Genomic DNA, 26,952 nt, shown 5'->3' on the forward strand with positions numbered 1-26,952 from the left:
TAGCGCACAGTGCTACCTTTTGCGGATGTTATAGCGCACAAGGCACTCTATGCGACCGACCACTCTCTCCCTGACTTCCCCCTTTTCTCTTAATAGCGTATTAGCAGGATTTATCGCCGTGCTGGTCGGCTATGCCAGCTCTGCTGCGATCATCTGGCAGGCGGCCTCCGCTGCGGGAGCAACACCTGCGCAGATCGCGGGCTGGATGACCTCCCTCGGCGTGGCAATGGGTGTCAGCACGCTGGCACTGAGCGTCTGGTATCGCATGCCGGTGTTAACCGCGTGGTCGACGCCGGGGGCGGCGCTGCTGGCAACCAGTTTGCAGGGCGTTACACTTAATGAGGCGGTTGGCATTTTTATCTTTGCTAACGGGCTGATCGTGATCTGCGGTGTGACCGGCCTGTTTGCTCGCCTGATGAAGATTATTCCGCCGACGCTTGCCGCCGCGATGCTGGCAGGGATCCTGCTGCGCTTTGGTTTGCAGGCGTTTTTGCACCTTCAGGAGGATATTGTGCTCGGCGGATCGATGCTGCTGGCATGGCTGGTGACTAAAGCCCTTGCCCCGCGCTACGCGATTGTGGCGACGCTACTGATTGGCGTGCTGGTCGCGTGGCTGAACGGAAGTGTGGCACCCCAGGCGATTGATCTCGCCCCCGTTGCGCCGCAGTTTACCCGACCCGAGTTTCACTGGGCGTCGCTGGTTAGCATTGGCCTGCCCTTCTTTCTGGTCACCATGGCGTCGCAGAATGCGCCAGGGTTCGCGACGATGCAGGCCGCGGGTTATACGCCAGCGGTGTCGCCGTTGATAGTTTTTATCGGCGCGCTGGCGCTACTGCTCTCGCCATTTGGTGTCTTTTCGGTGTCGATTGCCGCCATTACCGCGGCAATCTGCCAAAGCCCGGATGCGCATCCCGATGCCAGCAAACGCTGGTTAGCCGCCGCGGCTGCCGGGGTGTTCTATCTGCTGGCCGGAGTCTTTGGCGGCTCGATCACCGGGCTGCTGGCAGCGTTGCCCGCCAGTTGGTTACAGATGCTGGCGGGGCTTGCGTTACTTGGCACCATCAGCGGCAGCCTGCACCAGGCGCTGAACGCCCCGCGCGAACGCGATGCGGCAATCGTCACCTTTTTAGTCACTGCCAGCGGTGTCACGCTGTTCGGGCTGGGATCGGCCTTTTGGGGACTCATTATTGGCGGTATCTGCTATTTCACCTTCGATATGGCGCGTAAACCTGAACCACGAAACAGGTGACTTTTTACCCACTCCTGGTCATAATTCGTACAGAGGTATTTCATTTAGTTATGAAATGACCTCGCCTTACAGCGGATCTGTAATGAATTAATGAAAGGAGTCTTCCGGTGAAAATCGCCACTTACCTGTTTTTTATAGTGTCGCTTGCGGCACCTCTCCCCTCGTTGCGCGCCGATACACTTACTGATTACCGGCAGTCGCTGGCGGCGCATCCCGTCAATTATGTGCGGCTCGACACCCGCGAACTGCCCGGCGTCAAGGTGCAGCGCTATGTGCTCCATTCGCAAAACTGGTCGCCGCAAGACGCTGTTCGCCCGATACGCTGGGAGCATCAGGTGGATATCTATCTGCCTGCTGCCGCCAAATCCACCGCTGCGCTAATGGTGGTGAATAATGATGCCGGCAGAGCGACCAGTTTCAACGAAGCATCGCTGGCACGCATAGCGCTTGCAACTCATACCGTGGTGGTATCGGTCAGTAATGTGCCGAACCAGCCGCTGCACTACCGGGGCAATTCATCGCCGCTGACGGAAGATGACAGCGTTGCCTACAGCTGGAAACGCTACCTGGAGAGTGGCGATGCGCCATTACAGATACCGATGTCTGCATCGGTATCCCAGGCGTTCAGACTGGTGAAACGGGAGCTTTCGCAACAAAAAATCGCAAAGTTTATCGTCACCGGCGCGTCAAAACGCGGCTGGGCGGCATGGCTTGCGGCGATATCCGATCCGGATGTGGTTGCCGTGGTGCCGTTTGCCGTCGATCTGCTCAACACCCGAGCCGCGCTGGATCATATCTATCGCTCCTATGGCAACAACTGGCCTGCCGCGTTTTATCCCTACTATCGTCAGCAGATCGACCAGCAGATTGGCACAGATAATTTTGCCCGGTTGATGCGCGTACTCGATCCGATGGCCTACTTGCGCAGCAAAGCAGGCGAGCGGCTGAAAATAAAGAAGTACGTGATCAATGCCAGCGGAGATGATTTTTACACGCCGGACAATAGCCGCTTCTACTATCCACGCTTGCCCGGCGAGAAGGCACTGCGGGTGGTGGCAAACGCCTCCCATGAGGCGATCCTTTCAGTCGCCGAGCCATCGCTCATTGCCTTCGTCAATCGTTTCCAGGCGCGTAAAGCTCTGCCCACTATGGTTGAGCGTCGTCAGGGGAAACATAACCTGATGATCCACTTCTCAGGGTTGCCGGAAAAGGTGATCATCTGGCGCGCGAACAACCCACTGGCGCGGGATTTTCGTTATGCCTGCGGCGTGAGATATGAGGCCTTTTTGCCGCCTGCAATGTCAGGCAACGGACTGAACGTAATGCTGACGACGCCGGAAACAGGGTGGCAGGCGACGTTTGTGGAAGCGACCTTTAGCGATGGGTTTGTGGCGACAAGCCAGGTCTATATCACACCGGATGAGATCTACCCGGATGCGGCACCCTCTGCGCAAGGCGGGGCGTGCCGCACGCTGCCTGGACGCGGGTTAACACCGAAGACGCAAAAGGCAAATTAACCTTTGCGTGTCGCGCGCAACTGCGAAGGCGTCATGCCCTTCGCAGCTTTAAAACGGTTGCTGAAGTGGCTGGCGGAGTTAAAACCGCACGCCAGCGCGATATCGGTTAGCGACTGATTACTGCTCAACAGCAGCGCTTTCGCACGCGCCATACGGCGCTGCATCACAAACTGGTGCGGCGCCACGCCCATTGAGTGGCGAAACATGCGCGCGAAGTGGTACTCGCTGAGCGAAACCTGCGAGGCAAGATCGCAGAGCAGCAGCGGCTCGCTAAGATGCGCTTCGATATACTCCAGCACATTGCGCAGCGCGACAGGTGCCAGGCCGCCGGTGATGGTCGGCAGCTGCCACTGCACATTGGTGTAATGGGAAACCAGGTGCGTCAGCAGCAGTGTCGACGCGGTGCTGAGCGTCAGCTGGTTGGCGTTTTGCTGCCAGTCACAGCCGAGCAGAAACTGGCGATAGAGCGCCGTGATTCGCGCATCCTGGGAGAAGGTCTTTTCATCGAGGGTGAAGGCCGCCGGGCTGCGATCCCACACTTTCTCCCCCACTTCACGCAGATGCTCATCGGTGCAGTAGAGATGAACAAAGGCGAGATTGTCGCGAATATCCCACACCGATTCACTCTCCTTTGGCATCAAACAGAAGCGATCCGGCCCGCCGCCGTTTTTCCAGCCGGAGGCGGTTTTGTGGTAGCTCTCATAACCGTCGGCAATATAAAGACTGAGGGTGTGGTGGTTGCAATATTGGGTGATGGTGTCGCGTTTGTTGGACCATGCCGCCAGCTGAATCCCGTCATGCAGCGCCACCGAGTTATGCAGCACGGCGTTATGTTTGCGCAGGTTTTCAAAGGCGTCATAGGTATCAGACATTCGCGGCACTTATCCTTTCTCAATCAGATCCCCAGTCTATGAAGAGCGAATCGCAGAAGCCAGCGTTGTGTAAAGAAAAGCGCAAGAATATGCAAGTCGTCCGCAAGCGTGTGCAAGCTTGCCTTGCCGAGCCGGACAACAATGGGCGTTCATGAAAGCGAACAGGAAGCGATATGAACGCATTACTTTATAGTCTGGTGGTGGTGATTTGGGGCACAACATGGATTGCCATTTTTCTGCAACAGGGGCCGGTGGCGGCACCGGTGTCAATCTTCTGGCGCTTTGCGCTGGCGACCACAGTGATGATGCTGGTGCTGCTGGCGCGGGGCAAACTGCGCGCGCTGTCGCGCCGCGATCACCTCTTCTGCATGCTGCAGGGCGCGTGCGTCTTTGGTTTCAACTTCTGGTGCTTTTATACCGCCGCGGCGTGGATTAACACCGGGCTGGAGTCGGTGATATTTTCAATGGCGGTACTGTTTAACGCCGTCAATAGCTTCCTCTTCTTCGGCCAGAGACCGCCCGCGCGCTTTTTTGCCGCTGCGCTGATGGGGCTGGCCGGCATCGTTACCCTCTTCTGGCAGGATCTGGTGGCCAGCGGCTGGAGCAGCAGTGTGTTACTGGGCATTGCGCTGTCGGCGCTCGGCACGCTCGGCTTCTCGTTTGGCAATATGATCAGCCTGCGCCATCAGCGCAACGGGCTTGAGATCGCCACCACAAATAGTTGGGCGATGCTCTATGGCACGCTGATTATGGGCCTGGTTGCTTTATTGCGCGGCGAGGATTTTACGCCGCTGTGGAGCGCTAGCTATCTTGGCGCGCTGCTCTATCTTGCCCTGTTTGGTTCGGTGATTGGCTTTGGCGCTTACTTCACGCTGGTTGGCCGTATCGGCCCCGGCAAAGCAGCCTACAGCACATTACTCTTTCCCCTGGTGGCGCTGACCGTTTCAACCTTTTATGAAGGATATCAGTGGCATGCGCAGAGTGTGTTGGGGCTGGGGCTGATCCTGATGGGCAACCTGGTGATGTTTACCCGCCCGGAGAGGTGGTTCGTGCGGCGCAAACCGTCGCTCTGTTAAGAGAATGCCGCCTGCGGAACAGGCGGCAAAACATTTACTTTTTCAGATCCACCTGCCAGAAGAGGTGTTTACCAAACGGGTCGACCTCATAGCCCTGCACCTCTTTGCGCACCGGCTCGAAAATGGTTGAGTGAGCAATCATCACCGCCGGCATCTGGTCATGCATCATCTGCTGCGCCTGTTTGTAGAGCGCGACGCGTTTATCGTGATCGGTGGTCGCCTTCGCCTCGGCAATCAGCTGATCGAAGGGTTTGTAGCACCATTTTGCCGAGTTAGAGCCGCCGTTAGCCGCGGTGCAGGTAAAGAGCGGGCCAAAGAAGTTATCCGGATCGCCAGTGGCGGTGGTCCAGCCCATTAACGCCGCCTGGTGTTCGCCGCTCTTCACCCGCTTCAGATATTCGCCCCACTCATAGGTCACCACTTTAGCCTGCACGCCCACTTTTGCCCAATCCGCCTGGATCATCTCTGCCATGCGCTTGGCGTTCGGGTTATAGGGGCGCTGCACCGGCATCGCCCAGAGATCGATGGTGGTGCCCGGCGGCAGCCCCGCCTCTTTCAGCAGCGCCTTCGCCTTTTCCGGGTCGTAGTCGTAATCTTTCAGCTCGCTGTCTGCACTCCAGACGCCCGGCGGCAGCAGGTTTTTCGCCGCCGTGCCGGTGCCCTGGAAGACCGCTTTGATGATCGCCGGTTTGTTAATCGCCATCGCCAGCGCCTGGCGCACTTTCACGTTATCGAGCGGCGCTTTCTGCGTGTTGAAGGCGAGGAAACCGGTGTTCAGCCCCGCTTTGCTCATTAGCGTAATCTCTTTGTTCTCTTTCAGACGCGGGAGATCGGCGGGGTTGGGGAACGGCATCACCTGGCACTCATTCTTCTCCAGCTTCGCCACACGCACCGAAGCATCCGGGGTGATGCTGAACACCAGCCGGTCGATTTTCGAACGGCCCTGCCAGTAGTCATCAAAGGCGGTAAAGAGAATGCGGGAATCTTTCTGGTATTGCGCCAGGCGGAACGGCCCGGTACCGACCGGATCGCTATCGACGCGCTGCGGCGTACCGGCTTTTAACATCGCATCGGCATACTCGGCGGAGAGAATCGAGGCGAAATACCACGCCAGATCGGCGACAAACGGTGCTTCCGGATGCGCCAGCGTAAAGCGCACGGTGTGATCGTCCACTTTATCAATGGCGGTAATCAGTGAACCAAATTCCAGACTTTCGAAGTTGGAGTAGGTGCCATTAGAGACGTTGTGGTAAGGGTTTTTCGCATCTTTTTGCCGCATAAACGAGAAAATCACATCATCAGCATTCAAGTCTCGCGTCGGCTTGAAGTATTTATTGCTCTGGAACTTCACGTTCTTGCGCAGATGAAAGGTGTAGACCTTACCATCTTCACTAACATCCCAGCGCTCGGCCAGGCTCGGCTGTAACTCGGTGGTACCGGGTTTGAAATCGACCAGCCGGTTATAGACCGGAACCGCGCTGGCATCCACGCTGGTGCCGGAGGTGTAAAGCTGGGGGTTAAAGTTTTCCGGTGAACCTTCAGAGCAATAAACCAGTGTTTTCGCCGCCACAGAAGAAGTGACTATCAACGTGGTCAACGCCAGAGCAAGTGTTGTCGGTTTGCTAATCATAGTGTTTCCTGTTGTTTTATTTTTAATGCTTGTTGTTTGCCTGCTCATAAATAACATTAAAGTGAAATTGCAAACACCTGATAATACGAATAAAGAAGGAATCACTATGCCCTCGCCGCTAGCCAGTCAATTAACGCAGCGCTTCTTTCGCTACCTGAGTATCACCAGTCAAAGCGACGCAAGTGCCACCACCCTTCCCACCACGCCCGGCCAGTTTGATATGGCCCGCGAGCTGGCCAACGAGTTGAAATCCCTCGGTCTTGAGGAGATTGTTATCGACGATCGCGCCACCGTTACGGCGGTGAAAAAAGGCAACGTTGATGGCGCGCCGCGCATCGGTTTTATCACCCATATCGATACCGTTGATGTTGGTTTGTCGCCGCATATTCATCCGCAGATCCTGCGTTTTGAGGGTGAAGATCTCTGCCTGAATGCCAAAGAAGATATCTGGCTACGCGTGCAGGAGCACCCGGAGATCCTCGCCTATCCCGGCGAAGAGATTATTTTTAGTGACGGCACCAGCGTGCTCGGCGCGGATAACAAAGCCGCAGTCACGGTAGTGATGACACTGCTGGAGAACCTGACGGCCGAGCAGCGCCACGGTGATATTGTGGTGGCCTTTGTTCCCGATGAAGAGGTCGGCCTGCGCGGCGCGAAGGCGCTTGATTTGGCACGCTTTGATGTTGATTTCGCATGGACTATCGACTGCTGCGAGCTGGGTGAGATTGTTTACGAGAACTTTAATGCCGCCAGCGCGCAGATCGACTTCACCGGTGTGACCGCGCACCCGATGTCGGCCAAAGGCGTGCTGGTTAACCCGCTGCTGATGGCGATGGATTACATCAGCCACTTTGACCGCCAGCAGACGCCGGAAAATACAGAAGGCCGTGAAGGCTATATCTGGTTTAACGGCATGGAAGCCGTTCAGGGACATGCCAGCCTGAGCGCCAGCATTCGTGATTTCGATAAAGAGAGTTTCGCCCGCCGCAAAGCGCAGATTGGCGACGTCGCTGAGATGATTGCCGCGCAATACCCGACGGCAAAAGTGGAGTACCGCGTCAGCGATATCTACAGCAATATCAGTAATGCGATTGGTGATGACCGCCGCGCCATCGACCTGATGTTCGAGGCGATGGAGACGCTCGGCATTACGCCGAAACCGACGCCGATGCGCGGCGGTACGGACGGTGCGGCGCTCTCGGCCAAGGGTTTGTTGACGCCAAACTTCTTTACCGGCGCGCACAACTTCCACTCGCGCTTTGAGTTTTTACCCCTGCGCGCGTTTGAAGCCTCCTACAACGTGGCGTTGCAGCTCTGCCTGCTGGCGGCCCGTTAAGCTAATGCAGCCCGGCAACGGGCTGCTTTTTTTATCACGCCGGTTTATGCGCCAGCAGCGTTGCGAAGCGCAGTTTGATGCGGTTGCCCTGCTCATCGGTGCGGTGCAGTTCCCCCACCTCTTCGTTATATTTCAGCAGCTCCCAGCCCGCGTAGTAGTTACGCAGCTCACCCTCTTTGAAAGCAAAAGGAAAGCCGACGTTGCACGGATAATCGGCGGTATCCATCGCCGCGACAATCAGATTGTGGCCGCCCGGTTTGGTGCAGCGCTGCATATTGGCAATTAGCCCCGGAATGGTTGTCGCCTCCAGGAACATCATCACCACGGTGGAGAGAATAAAATCATATTCGCCCTCGAAGCTCAGGCTGTTCAAATCAGCGCTGTCGATATGCAGATTATTCAACCCTTCCGCTTCACGTATGCGTTGTAGGTTGCTCAGGCTGTTAGGGTTTTTATCCCATGCCGTGACCTCAAAGCCTCTGTTCGCCAGGTAGAGGCTGTTACGCCCGTTACCACACCCGAGATCGAGCACCTTGCCTGGCGTAATGTGGTTCATTGCGTTCAGCACTTCCGAGTGCGTTGGGGTCATACCATATTTTTCAGTAAAGTAGTTCTCATCACGCATAGTCATTATTCACAGCCTTTAATGGGTATTTTGAATGCATTTTATGAATTTCACCCGCCGATAGCCAGCGCGCGAATCTTTGCTACGGTTAAGTGAGACCATCCGGAGAAGATAAGCATGAGCAAATACCGCCTCAGTGATGAGACGCGCCTCTTCAGTTACCCGCTCGGCGGCGAGAAAAAGAGCGTCGCGCTGCGCCAGATTATCGCCCTGCGCGATTTTAATGATGTCACCGCCGGCAGCGCGGGCGGCTGGGTTGATGATGAGGAGGTGCTCGATCAGGCGGGGGATTGCTGGATCTATGACCAAAACAGCATGGTGTTCGATGGTTGCCGTGTCCGCGGCAATGCGCGCATTACGGGATCGTGCGTCATCTGCCTGAATGTAGAAATCAGTGATAACGCCTGGGTAGATGGCTGCGAACTGAGCCACGGCGCAATTTTACGTGACAACGTCACGGTGCAATCCTCCACTGTGCTCGGTGTTTGCCAGCTACGCGGTGAGGCGCGCATTCTTAGCGGTTGCGATATTTTCGCCGCGCGCGGATTAACCCAGGAGCGCGAACAGGTGCTGCAGATTTACGATCGCGCTACGGTCAGCCATTCGCGGGTGGTTCATCAGGCGCAAATTTATGGCGATGCCATCGTCAATTACGCCTTTATTGAGCACCGCGCTGAGGTGTTCGACTTTGCCCTGCTCGACGGGAATGAGGTTAACGATGTCTGGGTGTGCGACTGCGCCAAAGTCTACGGTCACGCCCAGGTGATTGCCGGGCGGCAGGAGGATGAGATCCCCACCCTTCGTTACAGCGCCCAGGTGGCGGAAAATGCACATGTCGAGGGCAACTGCGTGCTGAAACATCACGTGCTGGTCGGCGGAAACGCGCAGCTGCGCGGCGGACCATTACAGCTGGATGAAAAAGTGGTGATTCAGGGTAACGCACGCATTGAGGGAAATGTGCTTATCGCTCACGAGGTGGAGATCGCCGATAATGCGGTGATTATCGCCCCAGAGGATGAGAGCCTACTGCTGCGTGGGCCAAAAGTGGTCAACGGCGAGCAACACATCACCCGCACCCCGCTGGTCGGCTCACTCTGACGGGCAGGCATAAATTTATTTTCATCCGCCGGGAATAAACCGCCGCGCCCTTCGTCTTATCTGCTCACAATGAGCAGGATGAGCGAATGATGAACAACCCCCCTCTTACTTCCACACAGCTAACGGTGCGTCTCGCACTGATTGGCCTGGTGCCGCTTCTGGTTATGCTGCTGTTTCTCTGGGGCGGCGGTTGGCTGACGCCCGAACGTCTCACCTCGGATAAACTCGTTAACGTGTTACAGCAGTCCGGCGGCGAGCACCCCGGCTTTCGCCGCAACCACGCGAAAGGGATCTGCGTCAGCGGCGAGTTTATCTCCAGCGGCAACGCCAGCACGCTTTCGCGCGCCGCGCTGTTTGCGCCGGGAAACACACCGGTGATTGGCCGTTTTGCCATTGCGGGCGGCAACCCCGCTGCGCCGGATTACGCCGTGCCGGTGCGCAGTCTGGCGCTGGCCTTTATACTGCCGGACGGCGAACAGTGGCGCACCGGCATGAACGCGATGCCCTTTTTCCCGGTACGTAGTGTAGAGGGTTTTTATGATATGCAGCTGGCGACGCGGCCCGATCCCGCCACCGGCAAACCGGACCCGGCAAAGGTAAAAGCCTTTCTTGAGAAGCACCCGGAAGCCGCGCCTTTTCTCGCATGGGCAAAAGCGAACGTACCCTCCAGCAGTTGGGCCAGCGACCGTTTTAACAGCCTCAACGCCTTTCGCATGATTGATAAAACTGGCAACGCGCATCTGGTTCGCTGGAGTATGGTGCCGCAGACGCCTTATCACCCCATCAGTGCAGAGCAGAAGCAGGATAAAAACTTTTTACAGCGCGATCTGCTCCAACGCCTCGCTCAGGCGCCGCTGAAGTGGGATTTGGTGATTACCATCGCCAGCCCGCAGGATGATGGCAGCGATGCCTCGCGACCCTGGCCTGCCGACCGCCAAACGATCAATGCCGGTACGCTGGTGCTGCACCGCGCCGTTGAACAGGCACAGGGGGATTGCAATGATATCAATTACGATCCGCTGATCCTGCCGGATGGTATTGCCGCCTCTAACGACCCGCTGTTAAATGCGCGTTCATCTGCGTACGCCAAATCCTACAATCTTCGCACCCGCGAACAAGCCGGAGCCCACTGATGAAACAGGTCGCCTATTTCCACCCGCTGCTGCGCGCGGTTCACTGGCTGATGGCTATCGCGATTATTGCGATGCTGTTTATCGGCATCGTGATGGTCTCGACGGTCTCCTCCCTGCACAGCCTGCTACTGACGATCCATAAACCGCTGGGTTTGATGATCCTGGTGCTGGCGCTAGTGCGTTTGTGGCTACGCTTCTATACCGCCACGCCACCGTTGCCTGCCTCGCTGCCGGTCTGGCAACGCGCAATGGCGCATCTCTCGCACTGGGCGCTCTATGGGATGATGCTGGCGCAACCGCTCATTGGCTGGGCGATGCTCTCGGCGGCCGGTTATCCGGTAACGCTCGGCGGCGGATTTGTGCTGCCCCCGCTAGTGCCGGTGAATAATGAGTGGTATGCGCTGCTGCGTCCGTTGCACTCTGTGGTAGCGCTGGCGCTGTTTGTCACCGTAATGGCGCACCTCGCCGCCGCACTGCTGCATGCGCTGGTGCTGCGCGATGGGGTTTTTGAGAGCATGTCGGGAAGCCGCAGACGATGAATGATGATGAAATCCGCGAGGTGATGCCGCACCTTTACCGCTTTGCCCTGTGGCTGGCGCGTAACCCGCACACCGCGGAAGATCTGGTGCAAAGCTGCCTGGCGAAAGCCCTGACGCGCAAGCGTGACAGCGAGCAGAGCCTGCGCGCCTGGCTCTTTACCATCCTCTATCGTCAGTTTGTCGATGGTGAGCGTCGGCGCAAACGCTACCTGAAGGTGCTCACCTTTTTTACCGGCGAAGAGCCTGTCGGTTTAACCACCGAGTCGCTGGCTATTGCCGATGATACGCTCACACTTTTTGCCACACTGCCGACGGAGTATCGCGCCGTACTGCTGCTGGTGAGCGTTGAGGGGCTGAGTTATAAAGAGGTAGCGCAAACCCTCAACATTCCGCCCGGCACGGTGATGTCACGCCTGTCACGGGCACGCAAAATGCTGCATGAAAAACTGGAAAGCCAGCCAACGCCGTTAGCGTTAAGGAGACTGAAATGACATTGCCACCGGATGAAGGCGATCTGCACGCCTGGCTTGATGGCGAGACCGATGAAGCAACTTCGGCACGCATTGAACACTACCTGGCACAAAACCCGCAGGCCGCCCGCGAGGTTGACGGCTGGCGGCAGGATGCGCAGCGTCTGCGCCAGGCAATGGATCGCCACACCACTACGCTTGAGATGCCGGAACCGCGCGCGCTGCGCCGCCAGCAGCGCCAGCTGCGGCAGTGGAAGCTGGCGACGGCCTTCGCGCTGGTGATGGCGCTCGGCGTTGGCGGTGTTACCGGCTGGCACCTGAAAGAGTCACAGATGGTGCTGACACATGCGCCGATGGAGGACGCGGTGCAGGCCTACAAGCTGTTTGATAATACCGCCATCACCCCGATGGATGTGGCGACGACGCAGCAAACGGAGCTGACCCACTGGGTCGGGCGCTACTTTATCAACGGTAATCAGCCGCCCAATCTCGAGCAGTATGGCTTTACGCTGGTTGGCGCGCGGCTTGTCGCCACGGCGCAGGGGCCGGCGGCGCTGATTATGTATCAGGATCCGCGCGGCACGCGGGTTGGTTGGTATATCCGCCCCTTGAGCCCGGGGAAGTTACCCCACGGCGAGCGTAAAGCCGAGGATGTGATGGCGCAGTACTGGAGCGACGACCATTACAACTACGCGCTGCTCACGCCGCTGAACGCCCCGGCAGTAAACGGGCTGCGAAAAGCAGTTTCACAGGCGACCAGCTGAGGCTTACTCATCATTGAGCGTGACGATTTTGCCCCAGATATTCTGGTCATCGAAGCGGCCATTGAGGAACTCCGCCTCTCTCTGGCAGCCTTCGAGGGTGAAGCCGTTACGCTCTGCGACGCGGTTACTCGCCTCGTTGTCGACCCGGCATTTGATAACAAAGCGACGGATATCGCCGCGTTCAGCATAAAAGCGCATCATCGCCTGCATCGCGCGGGACAAAATCCCCTGCCCCTGCGCCGCTTCATCCAGCCAGTAGCCGATGTAGGCCGCTTTGTTGGTCGGCTCGATGGCGTTGAGAGAGAGCACGCCGACCAGCACGTGATCGCGCAGGATCAGAAACATCTTCGCGTAGCCGCGCTGGTGCAACAGCCGGTTACTCTGGGCGGTTTTGCGGGTGGTTTCAATGGATGTGACATACTGCGGCCAGTCAAGATAGCGCTGTAAGCTGTCGCGGTTTTTGACAATCAACTGGTGAAGCTCGTGAACAAAGCACTCATCAATCATTTCGAGCGTGAGCTGCTCGTCAACCGTAATCACCGCATCCGGGCAAGTCGGTTCCTCTAACATCGTTCCTCCTGAAAGACATCGCCCCCATTCGGGGGCGATTAAAAAGCTTAGCGCATGATACGGTCATCGACGTAGTTCCGCTTCTCCGGCGCGGGCGGGAAGTATTGATAGAGCCAGGTTTCGCTGATCGCCTCGCCCTGGCAGCGCAGGAACATGCGCATCTCTACCGGATCGGTCGACGCATTGGTTGGATACCAGTCGAACTGGATGCGATAACCGTCAAACGGCTCGACGTAGAGGATCTCAACCTGTTTCGCTTCCCCGTTTGAGAGCGTAATCACCGGCTCGATCCCTTTCGGCGCAGCGGCTTTCAGATCGCCGCCGACAAAGTCGATAGCGAAACGGCGCGCCCACTTCTCGGGGTAGTGTTCCCCCGGTGCCCAGCCTTCCGGGAATCCACCCATACCGGTTCGCGTCGCATAGACGTTTGCCAGCGGTGAGCGCACCGGCGGCTGTGCGCTCCAGTAGAGGCGATACTCAAAGGCCAGCTCGTCTCCGGCTTTGATCGGTTTTTCCGGCTGCCAGAAGCAGACCACGTTATCCAGGGTTTCGCCGGTGGTCGGGATCTCCATCAGGCTGACTGCCCCTTTGCCCCACTTATTGCGCGGCTCCACCCACAGGCTCGGGCGTTTGTTATACCAGCCCATTACATCTTGATAGTGGCTAAAATCGCGGTCGAGTTGCAGCAGGCCGAAGCCTTTCGGGTTCTCATCCTGGAAAGCGTTGAATTGCAGCTTCTGCGGGTTATTCAGCGGGCGGCAGATCCATTCGCCGTTGCCACGCCACATCGCCAGGCGATCGGAGTCGTGGATCTGCGGGTGGATGGTGTCGCAAACGCGGCGCTCGTTATTGCCGCAGCTGAACATGCTGGTCATCGGCGCGATGCCCAGCTGCTTAATCGCCTTACGGGCATAGAGGCGGTTATCCACCTCCATGATCACCTGGCTCTTCTCGCAGTGGATCACAAACTTATACGCACCGGTGAGGCTGGCGCTGTCAAGCAGCGCATAGACGGTAAAGGTGGTGTCGCCCGGTTTCGCGGTTTCGAACCAGAAAGCGGTGAAATCCGGGAACTCCTCCGGCGTATCGGTAAAGGTATCAATCGCCACGCCGCGTGCGGAGAGGCCGTACTGGAAGGTGTCATCTACCGCGCGGAAATAGCTTGCGCCGAGGAACGAGACCACGTCGCGGCGCGCCAACTCCGGCGCTTTGAAGGCGCGGAAACCAGCAAAGCCGAGATCGCTCTGCCCTTCAAGTTGTTGAGTATCAACGCCCGCGTCGTGGTAGTTAAATAACTCCGGGCGGAAGTGAATTTCACGCGCCTGATGGGTCGCCTGATCCAGCGAGAACATGCGCACGCGGCGGCGGAAACCCATGCCGACATGGAAGAACTGCACATCCAGCTGGCGGCCCTCAACGTTATTCCATAACGAGTGCTGCGCATCATACTGAATGCTGTTATAGGCTTGCGGCGTCAGGTTAGCCAGCGTCGGCGGCAGCGCTTTCGGCGCGCCTCCCCATGGCTGTTCGGCCAGATCGTGCGCCATAGATTGCAGCACGGAGAAGTCGAAACGGCGGCTTTGCCCATCGGCGATATCGGTCTGCGCTGCAGATGCCGCTCGCGAAAAGAGCGAAGCAACGCCAGTGGTGCCGTAAGTTGCCGCGAGGGCCATGGATGCTTGAATAAATCGTCTGCGGTTCATGCCTGGTAACACGTCCTTCTGGTCGTAAAATGGCATTTCGCGATGTCGCGAAACAGCGGCAAAAGCGTATGACTGATGAAGGCACCACTCTAGACAAAATTGATTGAGAATCCAATTGTTGGGCGCTGATTATCTAAGCGAATTGCGAAATTTTCCGGGGCTTTAGGAGCAGCCTGAAAAGTGCGTAAAGTTGTGTATGAAGATGTTGCGCTGCGATCAATCGAGATTGACATGGTGACGCATCACGCGGCGAAAGAAGCTTAACCGCGCGCGCATAAAGCGCTTCTCCAGCCGAAAGCCGGCCTGCTTATTGATGCCCATGCGCAGCAGACGGTCGCGCCCGCCGGTGCAGGCTTCCCATGTCACCGGGCCGGGTAAGTCCGTGGTTTCAGAACCGGCGTGCGTGGCGAAATGCACCCAGTAATCGGCGACCTGTGCGGCGAAGGCGAGATCGCGCTCGTTGACGTAATCGCAGGAGGGCTCCGAGAGGCGCAGGTTGTCAAATACATAGGGCACGTCATTGCCGTGCCATGCACCGTTGATATAGGTGTCGTGCATCGCTTCGGCGACGTAATCAAACCAGTAGCGCCAGCAGGGCTGCCCGATCTGCTGCTGCGCCTGCATCACCACCAGCCCGAGGGTGGTAAAAGCCATGTCACGACACACCTGACGGCCAAGCTCAGTGTCGCCGCGCACGCCCGGATAGAGCAGCCGGATAAGCCCGAGGCCGAAACGCTGCTTGCGGCGCAGTTCGGCAATTTTACCTGCCAGATCGACGCCGAACTCCGCCATTACGCTCGCTTCATCGCTGTTGGAGCCGACGATCACCGGCATCGGGTGCTGACGCCCGGCAAAGAAGGTATCAAGGGACGGTTCCGGTAGCACAATGTCGCCAGCGACAGGCACTGGATCGATTTTAAACGGGGTATCGAGCGGCCAGAATGCCTCCGCCGGGATCGCCCGCAGCGCCTCTGTGCTGGCATTTTTCAGACCAAAGTGCGCCGCAAGTGCTTCGCCTTTTTTCAGCGCAACTTTACGCGGCGTATCCGGCAAGGTGTAGTTGCTCTGCACGATCGCTTTATGGAACAGCCCTTTTGCCAGCGGCGAAGCCATGAGTGACATCACGCTGCGCGCCCCGGCCGATTCGCCAAACAGCGTCACATTACCGGCATCCCCGCCGAAGGCGGCGATATTCTCCTGAACCCACTGTAAGGCGGCGATTTGATCAAGGAGCGCAAAGTTGTAGATGCGCTTCCCGGCCTCTGCCTCCAGCGCCGGATGGGCAAAGAAGCCAAGATGACCAAGACGATAATTAACGGTGACCAGCACCACACCGCGCGCCGCCAGCGCTTTACCATCATAAGGGGGCAACCCGCCTGCGCCGATGGCAAACCCGCCGCCATGCAGCCAGACCATCACCGGTTTTTTTTGCGAAGCCGCTGCGGGCGACCAGACATTGAGATAGAGGCAATCCTCTGAGAAAGTACCGGGATCGCCACCGCCGAGCAGGCGGCAGAACTCCTTGTTTTGCCAGCTTGAGGCGGAAAAACGCGTCGCTTCGCGCACGCCCTGCCAGCACTCAACCGGCTGCGGCGCACGCCAGCGCAGATCGCCCACCGGCGGCGCGGCAAAGGGGATGCCGCGCCAGACGTTTATCCCCTCTTCGCGACACCCCATAACGCTACCCTGCCGGGTATTCACAATCAGGGATGATGTGTTTTCCATAATCATATCCAGAACGTATTGAATTCTGGCAGATTACTCGTTTTACAGCAGACCGCAACGACGTTTGCTGCGCTCTTCTGCATCCTGATAGAGGGCAAACTCATCGAGCACCGGGCAACCGAGCGCAGCTTCAAACTGCTGCTGGCTGGCGTTACCGTGACTGCGCGCCTGGGTCGCATTCCCCAGATTAGACTGGAAAATTCCGGCGGCACTAACGGGGAGGAAATCTTCATAGATGATGGGCTGCGCCACAACCCAACCGCGTTCAATCAACGGCTGCGGATCGTCACCGGGACGAATCGCCTGGCGGTGTGCCTCCCCGGTCGGTGTCAGGCGGTAGCGGAACCAGGCCAGCCCCTGTTTGCGCAGCAGCATCTCGCTGTCAGGAAAGGCTTTAAACACCTCCTGCAAATGGAGCTGATGCGTGAGGTTATCTTTGCCCGTCCCGGCGCTGTTCAGCAGCCGGTCGTACAGTTCACGCCCTTTCCGTGTCAGGGCAACGCCGCGCTGTTCAATCTCGCCAAAGCGCGCTGTGTGGGTGCCGTGATGTTCGCCGCTGAACAACACCGGCTCATCAAGGGCTTTAAAACTGGTCTGGCGTAGCAGGATCGGCACTTCACGGCGCGGCGGCCCTTCGATCAGAATTTTAGGCTCAATGTCGTACTCCGGCATCAGCGCCTGCACCCGGTCGATATCCAGCGTGCGCGGCGTCAAGTGGTTGATATGGCAGCCGGGGAAACAGACCACATCGGCGATTAAGCGATGTTTATCATGCAGCGCCTGGTAGGTTTTTTCATCCACGGTCGCGTGGCGATGCCAGCGAAATGTCTCCAGCGCCTCTTTAACAAACAGCTGCGCCTGCTGGGCGGTAAAGCCGCCGTTCAGTTCATGCACTTCAATCAGCTGCCGACAGGCAGGCGTGAAGATGTCGCGCTTCGCCAGAATCGCTGCCGCTCTGTCGCGCAGCGCTTCATTTTCAATCAGATCAAGGCGCAGCAGCGAGGTGAAGATGCGAAACGGATTGCGCAATAACGCCTCATCGTCAATTGGGCGAAAGGCGGTGGAGTGAACCGGGACGCCCGCCTGGGAGAGATCGTAATAACTCACCGGGAACATCCCCATAATGGCAAACATGCGCCGCAGGGTGGATAGCTCCTCCGCCCTGCCGACACGGATGGCGCCGTGGCGCTCAACGTTCAGCCTGGCCAGCTCATCGGCATTAACCAGTTGTTCATGAAGCCGTGGATTGTGCTCCAGTACAGCAAGGTTTACATCAGCCACAAGCTCCAGCAAGGTGCCATATTGCGGGACTTCCTGCTGGTACATGGCGGACATCGCCTGCGAAAATTGTTCCCTGATCTCATCTGCCGTGATGCTGTACGTCATAGTCTTCTCTCTCCACGCTGTTCTCTCTGCAGTGTAGAGAAGGCTGCCGCCGCCCGTATGGGGAAATTTACAAAGTGTGATCGTGGCAAAAAACGCGCGTATTCCGCTCGCAATCGAACATAACAAAAGATTATGGAATGCAGCGCGAACAAAACCCTGGAAACCTGCTGGTTTCGTCACATTGCGGGCAGAATGTGTTTGTAACTCAAAAGGATTGGATGTTAATAATATTTTGCAAACTGGTTATCAAAATTAAATAAATCTGCGAGCCTCCTTCGCCACTCGGTTTTAACATTATCTTATGGAAAAAAACGCTCTCTTTTCACAGCGCATCCGACTGCGCCACCTGCATACTTTCGTCGCGGTCGCGCAACAAGGAACATTGGGTCGCGCTGCTGAAACCCTTAACCTGAGCCAGCCAGCTCTCTCGAAGACCTTAAATGAACTTGAACAGCTTACCGGCAAGCGGCTGTTTGAGCGTGGACGCATGGGCGCTCAGCTTACCCACGTTGGCGAGCAGTTTTTAAGCCATGCGGTGCGGGTGCTCGACGCGGTGAATATTGCCGGGCAGTCGTTAAGCGATCAGGAAGAGAAAAACTGTGAGTTGATTCGCGTTGGCGCGCTGCCGACAGCGGCGCTGGGAATTTTACCGGCGGTGATAGGCCAACTTCACAAGCAGCAGCCGGATATCACTATTCAGGTGGCGACCGCCAATAACCCGATGTTGCTGGCAGGGCTGAAGACTGGCGAGCTGGATGTCGGTATCGGGCGCATGTCCGATCCGGACCTGATGTGTGGCTTACATTATGAGCTGCTGTTTCTGGAGTCGCTCAAACTGGTTGTGCGCCCCCGTCATCCGCTGTTGCAGAGCACCGTTACGTTGAGCCGGGTGCTGGAGTGGCCGGTGGTGGTGCTGCCGCAGGGCACGGTGCCGCGCCAGAACGCCGAAGAACTGCTCGCCAGCCAGAACTGCACTCTACCGACAGGATGCATTGAAACGCTCTCGGCCTCACTTTCGCGGCAACTGACCGTGGAATATGACTATGTCTGGTTTGTTCCCTCCGGCGCGGTGAAAGATGATTTGCGGCTTGGCTCATTAGTGGCGCTTCCCATTCCACCGCTCGGCATTGGTGACCCGATTGGCATAATTACCCGCGTCGACGCCCCCCTTTCAGCGGCTGCACTCACCTTAATCAGCTATATCCGTAAAACGCTGCCGGACTGATACTGCACTGTTTTTTATCTGCTGTGTGAGTGGCTCGTTTACCCTTACCTGAAACCAATCTTAACCAAACATTTCCGTACTGGGACGGTAGCGAAAGGCGCTGATAGACTTAACGGTATCTACTACAGCAAGAGGAAGATCATTGTTATGCAATATGATGAACAGCAGCTTATCAATGGGCTTTTTCAGCGCCTGAAACAGGCAGAACAACAAAACGGCCAGCGCGATGTGCAAGCCGAGCGGCAGATTGCTGAACTGGTCAGACAGTAGCCGGCTGCGCCCTACTATATGGCGCAATCGATGCTGATCCAGGAAGCGGCATTAAAACGTCTGCAGGCGCGTGTGCAGGAGTTGGAAAACCAGCTGGCGCAGCAGCAGAGCCAGCACTCATCCGGCGGTAGCTTCCTCAGCGGTCTGTTTGGCGGTAATAAAAACCAGGCACCGCAGTCGACGCAAAACTGGGGAGCACCACCGGTGCAGCAGCAAACTCCGCAGTATGCAGCGCCAGGCGCCTCCCGCGGCGGCGGATTTATGTCGGGCGCACTGCAAACCGCCGCAGGTGTGGCGGGCGGCGTGGTGATCGCCGATATGCTGACCAGTATGTTTCACCACTCACAGCCGCAGGAGATCGTGAATATCATCGAAGAGCCAGCAGTAGCCGCAAGCGATGCCGCGCAAAACGAGGCGTTCAGTAACGCTTCCGAAAGCCATTTCCTCGATAACAGCGGTGACGCTTTCCAGCCGGATAACCTCGCCGATGATCAGAATGATGATTTCGGTAATGACGATTTCAGTAACGATGACGACAGCTTTATTTAGCGCTTAAATCACGCCTGCGGCAGATAGCTCAGCCGCTATCTGCCGCAGGCCGACATTTTAACCGCTTGTTGAGATCCGCACGCACACGTTAAATCTCCGCTCGCGGATACTCTGCTATCACCAGCTCCCCGCTTAATACCCAGCTAAAACCACCTGTTAAGGCAGTCGCCTTCGTATTCACCAAGAGGTTAAGATTACGCGTGCTGAGATCAGGGTGATATTTCAATATTGCGTAGGAATCCAGCATTAGCGAATAAGCCCTACTGCACATGAGGTTTAAAGAATGGTTATAACGGGGTTGCTTCGAGGGGCCGCTAAAACGCTCCTGTTTATTGTGTTGTTGTTCATTATTGGGCGATTAATTAACTCTTCTGCATTTATCACTCCCGATACAGCCATTGCTTTTGCTGTCTGGCTTCATGGAAGCGCGAATCAGGAAAATTACGATGATTTGTGGTTTTTTGCCGATGTCAGTTTGTCGTTAATATCAGCGATTATTGCTTATAACGTTGTGATAACAGTAGTCCGAAAGGTCATGGATCGATTCCCAATGAAAGCTGGATCTTAGATGGCGCGAGCGAATATATTCGCTCCCTACCAGATTCGGTAGTCTGCGCAAAGTGCATCATATATTGATGCTACGCTACGCAGCACTCACACCAGGTGGGTTCAATAAATAGACCATCATATGCTGAATATGGAGAAGGGAATGATCGCAAAAAACATCGCTCGAACGCTGGCCGTTGCCGCCTGCTTGTTTGCGCTTTCGGCGTGTGACGATAAAAAAGCAGAAGAGCCTCAACAAGCATCAAAAAGTTCGGCAGAACAAGCTGAGATTACTAAATATAACGCTTATATTGAGGCGGCGAATATGTCCTCCTCTTCTTTCGGCGAGCAGCTGGATCAATATAAAAAATATATTGCCCCCGCTTTCACTGGTGAAAAGCCGCGGGACGATCTCTTCTTCCCGGGTTCTGACACCACTATCCCACGGGTGAAGGATCTGTTAGATAAAGCGCGCGCGATGGAGCCGGAGATGAAAGATCTCGATGCGTCGGCTACTCGCTACAGCGAAGCGCTTGGGCAAACTGAACCGGTGAACCGCGAACTCTATAACTATATCAACGCCAAAACCTATAAAAGCGATAACGGTGATAAAGGCCGCGAACTGCAGCCGAAATTTATCAGCGCCATGGAGAAACTGGTTGTTGCGCAGGCAGATTTTTTAAATGCTGTTGATAAAAAAGACCGTGAGCGTATCAAGGCTGAATACGAGAAAACGCCGAAAGATACTGCCGCCTACTACCGCATCGGCTCTATCTACTATCTGAAAGAGAGCATGGATGCCGCTAATGGCTTTATCAACGGCGAAGGTTTAGGCGATAAAAAAGACGCCTTTAAGAAATCACTGGATCAGTTCAACGAAGCGCTGACGGCTTATGACGCCAAAATGCGTGAGAGCAACAAAAAAGGGTGTTCAAGCCTGATCTTCACCGCCAACTCCTATCTCTCTACGGGCCGTGATGTGATTGAACACACTGATAGTGGTATCTACGAACAAGAAGCGAAGCGTTCGCAGCAGTTCCAGATGATGCAGTCCACACAGGAAAATGATGTTCGCAGCCTGATGCAGAATTACAACAACGTCATCAACGCGATCAATATCGGCACCTGCTAAGTTGCTGCTTGCCCGATCGATAAAACAAAAGAGGCCGGATTATCCGGCCTCTTTTTTTATCTCAACCTCAGAACGTTTCCCAGTTATCGCCGTTCGCCAGTGCCGGGCGCTGCGGGGTGAAGGGTTTTGCCGTCGGAGTGGCGCTGCTCTGGCGCTGTGCCTCTACGCCGTTCAGCCGGAATGCACCGACCGCCTGCGTCAGACGCGCAGCCTGCTCTTCCAGTGAGGTGGCTGCGGCTGTAGCCTCTTCAACCAGCGAGGCGTTCTGCTGCGTCACATTATCCATTTCGGTGATCGCCTGGCTTACCTGAGTGATGCCCTTGCTCTGCTCATCCGAGGCGGCGGCAATCTCCAGCATGATATCGGTGACGCGTTTCACGGCGGTCACAATCTCATCCATCGTTTCCCCGGCAGAGACCACTTCACCGGAGCCCTGCTCGATCAGGCTTACGGACTCGCTGATCAACGCTTCAATCTCTTTCGCGGCCTGAGCACTGCGGCTCGCGAGTGTTCGCACTTCGCTGGCGACGACGGCAAACCCGCGCCCCTGTTCACCGGCGCGCGCGGCTTCTACCGCAGCGTTGAGCGCCAGGATATTGGTCTGGAAGGCGATGCTGTTAATTACTGCGGTAATTTCAGAGATTTTGCGCGAACTGGTGGTGATGTTGCCCATCGTTTGCACGACGCCGGAGACAATCTGACCGCCTTTTGTCGCTTTACCCGACGCGTCGCGGGCCAGCCCGCTGGCGTGGTGTGCGTTATCGGCGTTCTGTTTCACGGTCGCGGTGAGCTGCTCCATGCTGGCCGCCGTCTCTTCAATCGCGGCCGCCTGCTGCTCGGTGCGCGAAGAGAGATCGGTGTTACCGGCGGAGATTTCACTGGTACCGCGATAGATCTCCTCAGCACCCTGGCGCACGGTGGCGACAGTTGTGACCAAAGAGTGCTGCATGGCCTGCAGATCGTGGCTCAGACGCCCAATCTCACTGCGGCCAGTCGGTTCGTCTGCCAGGGTTAAATCACCGGAGGCGATGCGTGAAATGCGCTGGGCAGCACGCTGGAGCGGATTGATCACCACACGACGCAGCACGATAAAGGTGATGATGGTCAGCACCAGCGCAAAAGCAAATGCGGCAGCCATAAAGATCAGACCAAGCTGCGTGCGGCTGTGGGCTTCCTCTTTCAGGTGCTGTGCACGCTCGGTGCGGATCTCAATCGCTTTCAACAGCACGGCGTTGTAGGCATCGTCCAGTTGGCGCGCCTGTTCGCTTTCATGGTTAATAATCGCTTCAAACATGCCGTTTTTGGCATATTTCAGCATCGGCTGCAGCCCGGCGGTGTAGGCGTTAAAACGGGCAGTGAGATCGTTATCCAGCGTCAGGTCAGCCTCGGTTTTCACCGGGCGATCCATATATTGTTTAAAGTTTTCCTGCGACTGTTTGATGCGTTTTTCCGCCTCGGCGATGTTCTGCTTCATATCCTCCATTTCGGCGATACGGCTTGCAGCACCTGCGTGAATCAATTTAATGCGCGCGACGCGAAGGTTGTTAGAGCTGTTAGATAATCCCATGCGCACCTGGATCTCCTGGGTCACATCCTGTTGGTCGCGATCGGCCTGCATCAGGAAATAACCCGCCAGTCCGGAACTTAAGGCAAATAGCACCAAAATGCCGGAAAGGATAAAAGAAAACAGGGGAACTAATCGAATATTGTGCATAAAACCAATGCCTTGTGTTTGTTGCATTGCTGCTTTGTTATCCATGGCGTCGACTCTCGTATTAGTCTGCTAAGTACAAAGGAATGATATATAGGCATCGGCAATAATTGGATTTTTCTTATGGTGAAAAGCGCAACGGCGGTCACAGATTTGGAGTTTGGTTGCGCCAGCGGAGAGCCCGCCGGCGCGAAGGGAGATTACTTCTCGCCGAAATGGATAACGGTGCGGATCGATTTGCCTTCATGCATCAGATCGAAGGCTTCGTTAATGCTATCCAGCGGCAGACGGTGGGTGATGAATGGGTCGAGGCGGATTTTGCCCGCCATCGCATCTTCGACCATGCCCGGCAGCTGGCTGCGCCCTTTTACCCCGCCAAAAGCGGAACCGCGCCATACGCGACCGGTAACCAGCTGGAAAGGACGGGTGCTGATCTCCTGACCTGCGCCCGCAACGCCGATAATTACGCTTTCGCCCCAACCTTTATGACAGCACTCAAGCGCAGCGCGCATGACGTTCACATTACCAATACACTCAAAGCTGTAGTCAACGCCGCCATCGGTCATTTCAACAATCACGTCCTGAATTGGGCGATCGTAATCTTTCGGGTTGATAAAGTCAGTCGCGCCCATCTCTTTCGCCAGTGCGAATTTATCCGGGTTGGTATCAATTGCCAGAATGCGACCCGCTTTCGCCTGTACCGCACCCTGTATTGCCGCAAGTCCGATACCGCCGAGACCAAAAATAGCGACCGTATCGCCCTCTTTCACTTTCGCCGTGTTGTGTACTGCGCCAATACCGGTGGTGACGCCGCAGCCCAGCAGGCAAACCTTATCCAGCGGCGCTTCCTCGTTGACTTTCGCCAGCGAGATCTCCGCGCAGACGGTGTATTCGCTGAAGGTGCTGGTACCCATGTAGTGATAAATCGGCTCACCGTTATAGGAGAAACGCGTAGTGCCGTCCGGCATCAGACCTTTACCTTGCGTGGCGCGCACGGCCTGGCAGAGGTTGGTTTTGCCCGATTTACAGAATTTGCACTCGCCGCACTCGGCGGTGTACAGCGGAATAACATGGTCGCCCGGCTGCAGGCTGGTGACGCCCTCGCCCACTTCCACAACGATACCGCCGCCTTCGTGGCCCAGCACCGCCGGGAAAACGCCTTCCGGATCTTCGCCAGAGAGGGTAAAGGCATCGGTATGGCAAACACCGGTGTGCGTAATGCGAACCAGCACTTCCCCTTTTTTGGGTGGCGCAACGTCGATCTCGACAATCTTGAGGGGTTGGCCTGGCCCGAAGGCTACAGCTGCACGTGATTTCATCTCGCTTTCCTTTTATGTATACGGTGTTGCTTATTTTAGATAAGAGCGTAGCAGATGACCGACTTCTGCCATCCGTACTGCGCGCTGGTCGGCGGTAGTTTCTCCGGCGACCAGCTCATCTTTCAGGTGAATTTCAACCATTTCGCCCATCAGGCCGTTGGCTGCACCGCGCACGGCGGCGATTTGTTGCAAAATTGCAATGCAGGGTTCGCCGTTTTCCAGCGCCCGCTCCAGCGCGTCAACCTGGCCGCGGATGCGCCGCACCCGCGTCAGCACGCGCTTTTTATCTTCAGGTGAATGGGGCATAGAACCTCCTGGATACTATAGGGGGGTATGGTAACTTAGCATCAGCGATCATGCAAACGCGGCTCAAGAAGGAAGGAGGAGAGAAAAGAGAATGCGGGCGTAAAAGCGCCTGCGCGTTATGTATTGTTACTGGAGTTGCTGATCTGCTGATACAGCAGTTGCAATTATGGACAAATATTTCTACCCATCACAAAAGTTAATAGTTAACTCAGGCTTAAAGCATATCAGTGCAAAAACCACACATTCACACAGGTTATTAATTCCTGCGCTCACTATCCCTTTTTGCATGTTTCAGCGCACAACTTAGCGTAAAAATTTTTAAATATTATTCTCGTTTAGCATATTGAACTTAAATTAACGTTTCGCTTAGGTTCTTTCTATGTTGTTTGCTAAGATTCTTCCTGGCGAATAAGTGGATAATATTATGTAAGGAAGATGTATGCGCTGGAATATTACGGACATGTTAGTTTCCCCCGCTACGGGTACGGCATTTGCCCTGGCCAGAACACAACAGGATAAAGCGGTGATCGTTTGGTACCGTGGTCACTATTTTTTACGCCCGGGAAACATATTACTCACTGATTCAAAAGGAATTATCATGGATGGCAGAATGCATGATTTTAAAGTTATTCATACCATGCCCTATTTCCCAAACATTTGGAAAACTTTAAAGAATAGTTGCTCATGTCCAGGGAATGATAATATTTCTTTACGCGAATGTGATAAACAAAATGAGTGCTTATTTCCGCTCTGCCCATACGGCATAAAACTTTCTCGTTAGGCGCTTTCGCAGTGGATATATTATATTTCACAGTAAGAATATATCGACTTAGTTATAACCCGGCGAAACAAAGTCCGCCGGGTATTATTTTAACGCTGCAACGGTTGGCCTGCGGTTTCACGAGCACGCATCACGGTGATGAAAGTGATCAACGCAGCGCCCATCACATAGAAGGCGGGGGAAAACTTATCGCCTGTGGTAGTGATAAGCCAGGCAGAGAACCATGGCGTGATACCGCCAAAAAAGGCCACGGCGAAGTTATAAGCGATCGACAGGCCGCCGTAGCGCACGTTGGTTGGGAAAAGCTCCGCCATCGCCGCCGTGCATGCGCCGTCAAACGCCGCGATAAACGCGCCGAGCATCACCATCGCCAATATCGCAGAGAGCACATCTCCGTTCGCCATGATCATCATCGCCGGGTAACTCAGCAGAATAAACCCTGCGCAGCCGGCCAGCATCAGTGGTTTACGACCATATTTATCAGAGAGATAGCCCATAAACGGTACCAGCACCGCAACAGAGAAGAGGCCAATAGTGGTAATGGCGTAGGCGTTGAGTTTGCTGAAATGCAGCTCCGTTGCGAGGTAGCTCGGCATAAATGTTTGTAACGTCCAGTGACCCACTGCTTTGATCACCACGAACCCGACACAGAAGAGTAGCGCGCGCCAGGCGGTCGTGACCGCTTTGCGCAGCGGCGCGGTTTCGATCTGGCCGCTTTTCATCGCTTCAAGAAATTCCGGCGAATCCTCCAGATGCCTGCGCAGATAGAGCCCCACCCAGCCGAGCGGACCGGCGATCAGAAAGGGAATACGCCAGCCCCAGTCGTTCATTGCGCTCTCGCCAAGCGCAGCGGTGAGCAGGAACACCAGCCCGGAGCCGACAACGAACGCCATAAAGCCAAAGTTGTCGATCCAGCAGGTGAAATAACCGCGCCTGGCGGTGGGAGCATACTCTGCCAGATAGGTTGTTGCGCCAGAGCTTTCACCACCAGCCGCAAAGCCCTGCACCAGACGGGTGATCACCAGCAGCACCGTGGCGGTAATACCAATCTGGTGATAGGTCGGCAGCAGCCCCATGACAAAGGTTGCGCCTGAGGTGAGCAAAATCACCGTCGCCAGCACCTTTTGCCTGCCTTTACGATCGCCCAGCGAGCCGAAGAATAATCCACCGAGCGGGCGCATAATAAATCCGGCACCAAACACCGCGAATGATGAGAGCAGTGCCACGCTTGGGCTGGACGATTGAAAGAATTGCAGGCCGATAATCGCCGCCAGCGTGCCGTAAAGGCCGAAGTCGAACCACTCTACAAAGTGACCGATGCCGGTGGCGAGCAAAACTTTACGTAATTTGCGCGATCCGCCGGCCGGCGTATCAGCAGCCATCCGGTCGAGTGATTCCTGTACTGGCTGTGTCATTTAAC

At 56.0% G+C, this 26,952-nt stretch carries 24 protein-coding genes and 1 pseudogene; 14 read left to right on the plus strand and 11 right to left on the minus strand.

What is annotated here, in order from left to right; translation table 11 throughout:
* The first annotated feature begins 49 nt into the window (after positions 1-49).
* Together HF650_RS11765 and HF650_RS11770 are read left to right on the plus strand one after the other, a co-directional pair.
* Complete coding sequence (locus HF650_RS11765; protein ID WP_187802528.1) at positions 50-1,249, plus strand: benzoate/H(+) symporter BenE family transporter; 1,200 nt, start codon at positions 50-52, stop codon at positions 1,247-1,249.
* A gap of 107 nt (positions 1,250-1,356) precedes the next feature.
* Positions 1,357-2,766, plus strand: a complete 1,410-nt coding sequence (locus HF650_RS11770) for a PhoPQ-activated protein PqaA family protein (RefSeq protein WP_223284306.1) — start codon at positions 1,357-1,359, stop codon at positions 2,764-2,766.
* Here the strand turns inward: HF650_RS11770 and HF650_RS11775 are convergent.
* The gene (locus HF650_RS11775) at positions 2,763-3,638 is read right to left on the minus strand and encodes a helix-turn-helix domain-containing protein (RefSeq protein WP_187802529.1); all 876 of its coding nucleotides are present in this window, start codon (positions 3,636-3,638) and stop codon (positions 2,763-2,765) included. The genes HF650_RS11770 and HF650_RS11775 overlap by 4 nt on opposite strands.
* A gap of 173 nt (positions 3,639-3,811) precedes the next feature.
* Here HF650_RS11775 and HF650_RS11780 point away from each other — a divergent pair, with 173 nt between their 5' ends.
* Positions 3,812-4,714: a DMT family transporter gene (locus tag HF650_RS11780; protein WP_187802530.1), complete on the plus strand. Its 903-nt coding sequence runs from the start codon at positions 3,812-3,814 to the stop codon at positions 4,712-4,714.
* 34 nt (positions 4,715-4,748) lie between these two features.
* Here the strand turns inward: HF650_RS11780 and HF650_RS11785 are convergent, their stop codons facing one another.
* The gene (locus HF650_RS11785) at positions 4,749-6,344 is read right to left on the minus strand and encodes an ABC transporter substrate-binding protein (RefSeq protein WP_187802531.1); all 1,596 of its coding nucleotides are present in this window, start codon (positions 6,342-6,344) and stop codon (positions 4,749-4,751) included.
* A gap of 106 nt (positions 6,345-6,450) precedes the next feature.
* On the opposite strand from HF650_RS11785, the gene pepT reads away from it, so the two are divergent.
* Positions 6,451-7,680: a peptidase T gene (gene pepT / locus HF650_RS11790; RefSeq protein WP_187802532.1), complete on the plus strand. Its 1,230-nt coding sequence runs from the start codon at positions 6,451-6,453 to the stop codon at positions 7,678-7,680.
* 34 nt (positions 7,681-7,714) lie between these two features.
* Here pepT and tehB read toward each other — a convergent pair whose 3' ends face one another.
* On the minus strand, positions 7,715-8,311 hold the full coding sequence (tehB, locus tag HF650_RS11795) for a tellurite resistance methyltransferase TehB (protein ID WP_187802533.1): 597 nt from the start codon (positions 8,309-8,311) through the stop codon (positions 7,715-7,717).
* Between the two features lie 111 nt (positions 8,312-8,422).
* Here tehB and ydcK point away from each other — a divergent pair, with 111 nt between their 5' ends.
* The 5 genes from ydcK (at position 8,423) to HF650_RS11820 (ending at position 12,309) form a co-directional block, all read left to right on the plus strand.
* A complete protein-coding gene (gene ydcK, locus HF650_RS11800; protein ID WP_187802534.1) occupies positions 8,423-9,403 on the plus strand; it encodes a YdcK family protein in 981 nt (326 codons plus the stop codon).
* Positions 9,404-9,492: 89 nt separating this feature from the next.
* Positions 9,493-10,536, plus strand: a complete 1,044-nt coding sequence (locus HF650_RS11805; RefSeq protein WP_187802670.1) for a catalase family peroxidase — start codon at positions 9,493-9,495, stop codon at positions 10,534-10,536.
* Positions 10,536-11,075 (plus strand): cytochrome b/b6 domain-containing protein, encoded by a 540-nt coding sequence (locus tag HF650_RS11810; protein ID WP_187802535.1) that lies wholly within the window; start codon positions 10,536-10,538, stop codon positions 11,073-11,075. Before HF650_RS11805 ends, HF650_RS11810 begins: the two co-directional genes overlap by 1 nt.
* Complete coding sequence (locus HF650_RS11815; protein ID WP_187802536.1) at positions 11,072-11,566, plus strand: RNA polymerase sigma factor; 495 nt, start codon at positions 11,072-11,074, stop codon at positions 11,564-11,566. Before HF650_RS11810 ends, HF650_RS11815 begins: the two co-directional genes overlap by 4 nt.
* Positions 11,563-12,309, plus strand: a complete 747-nt coding sequence (locus tag HF650_RS11820; RefSeq protein WP_187802537.1) for an anti-sigma factor — start codon at positions 11,563-11,565, stop codon at positions 12,307-12,309. The genes HF650_RS11815 and HF650_RS11820 overlap by 4 nt, the downstream gene beginning before the upstream one ends.
* Before the next feature lie 3 nt (positions 12,310-12,312).
* Here HF650_RS11820 and rimL read toward each other — a convergent pair whose 3' ends face one another.
* The 4 genes from rimL to HF650_RS11840 form a co-directional block, all read right to left on the minus strand.
* Positions 12,313-12,879 (minus strand): 50S ribosomal protein L7/L12-serine acetyltransferase, encoded by a 567-nt coding sequence (gene rimL, locus HF650_RS11825; RefSeq protein ID WP_187802538.1) that lies wholly within the window; start codon positions 12,877-12,879, stop codon positions 12,313-12,315.
* Positions 12,880-12,926: 47 nt separating this feature from the next.
* Entirely contained in the window at positions 12,927-14,582 is a 1,656-nt protein-coding gene (locus HF650_RS11830) for a glucan biosynthesis protein (RefSeq protein WP_187802539.1), read from the minus strand.
* 216 nt (positions 14,583-14,798) lie between these two features.
* On the minus strand, positions 14,799-16,307 hold the full coding sequence (locus HF650_RS11835; RefSeq protein ID WP_187802540.1) for a carboxylesterase/lipase family protein: 1,509 nt from the start codon (positions 16,305-16,307) through the stop codon (positions 14,799-14,801).
* 42 nt (positions 16,308-16,349) lie between these two features.
* Positions 16,350-17,693 carry a VOC family protein gene (locus tag HF650_RS11840; RefSeq protein WP_187802541.1) on the minus strand — a complete coding sequence of 448 codons (1,344 nt, stop codon included), beginning with the start codon at positions 17,691-17,693 and terminating at the stop codon, positions 16,350-16,352.
* A gap of 301 nt (positions 17,694-17,994) precedes the next feature.
* On the opposite strand from HF650_RS11840, the gene HF650_RS11845 reads away from it, so the two are divergent.
* The 4 genes and pseudogenes from HF650_RS11845 (at position 17,995) to HF650_RS11860 (ending at position 21,415) form a co-directional block, all read left to right on the plus strand.
* Positions 17,995-18,918, plus strand: a complete 924-nt coding sequence (locus HF650_RS11845; protein WP_187802542.1) for a LysR substrate-binding domain-containing protein — start codon at positions 17,995-17,997, stop codon at positions 18,916-18,918.
* 147 nt (positions 18,919-19,065) lie between these two features.
* Positions 19,066-19,737, plus strand: a pseudogene (locus HF650_RS11850) (DUF2076 domain-containing protein).
* A 283-nt stretch (positions 19,738-20,020) separates the two neighbouring features.
* Complete coding sequence (locus tag HF650_RS11855; protein WP_187802543.1) at positions 20,021-20,305, plus strand: hypothetical protein; 285 nt, start codon at positions 20,021-20,023, stop codon at positions 20,303-20,305.
* Between the two features lie 141 nt (positions 20,306-20,446).
* Positions 20,447-21,415 (plus strand): DUF3829 domain-containing protein, encoded by a 969-nt coding sequence (locus HF650_RS11860; RefSeq protein WP_187802544.1) that lies wholly within the window; start codon positions 20,447-20,449, stop codon positions 21,413-21,415.
* A gap of 67 nt (positions 21,416-21,482) precedes the next feature.
* Here HF650_RS11860 and HF650_RS11865 read toward each other — a convergent pair whose 3' ends face one another.
* The 3 genes from HF650_RS11865 to HF650_RS11875 form a co-directional block, all read right to left on the minus strand.
* Entirely contained in the window at positions 21,483-23,174 is a 1,692-nt protein-coding gene (locus tag HF650_RS11865) for a methyl-accepting chemotaxis protein (protein ID WP_187802545.1), read from the minus strand.
* Positions 23,175-23,326: 152 nt separating this feature from the next.
* Positions 23,327-24,445 carry an S-(hydroxymethyl)glutathione dehydrogenase/class III alcohol dehydrogenase gene (locus HF650_RS11870; RefSeq protein WP_187802546.1) on the minus strand — a complete coding sequence of 373 codons (1,119 nt, stop codon included), beginning with the start codon at positions 24,443-24,445 and terminating at the stop codon, positions 23,327-23,329.
* A 30-nt stretch (positions 24,446-24,475) separates the two neighbouring features.
* The gene (locus HF650_RS11875; RefSeq protein ID WP_023478742.1) at positions 24,476-24,751 is read right to left on the minus strand and encodes a metal/formaldehyde-sensitive transcriptional repressor; all 276 of its coding nucleotides are present in this window, start codon (positions 24,749-24,751) and stop codon (positions 24,476-24,478) included.
* Positions 24,752-25,190: 439 nt separating this feature from the next.
* Between HF650_RS11875 and HF650_RS11880 the strand changes: the two genes are divergently transcribed.
* Positions 25,191-25,532, plus strand: coding sequence for an anti-adapter protein iraM (locus HF650_RS11880; RefSeq protein ID WP_187802547.1), 342 nt, complete (start codon positions 25,191-25,193; stop codon positions 25,530-25,532).
* Positions 25,533-25,621: 89 nt separating this feature from the next.
* Here the strand turns inward: HF650_RS11880 and HF650_RS11885 are convergent, their stop codons facing one another.
* Positions 25,622-26,947, minus strand: a complete 1,326-nt coding sequence (locus HF650_RS11885) for an MFS transporter (protein WP_187802548.1) — start codon at positions 26,945-26,947, stop codon at positions 25,622-25,624.
* Positions 26,948-26,952: the final 5 nt, after the last annotated feature.

This window comes from Kosakonia sp. SMBL-WEM22 (assembly GCF_014490785.1).
Classification (GTDB): domain Bacteria; phylum Pseudomonadota; class Gammaproteobacteria; order Enterobacterales; family Enterobacteriaceae; genus Kosakonia.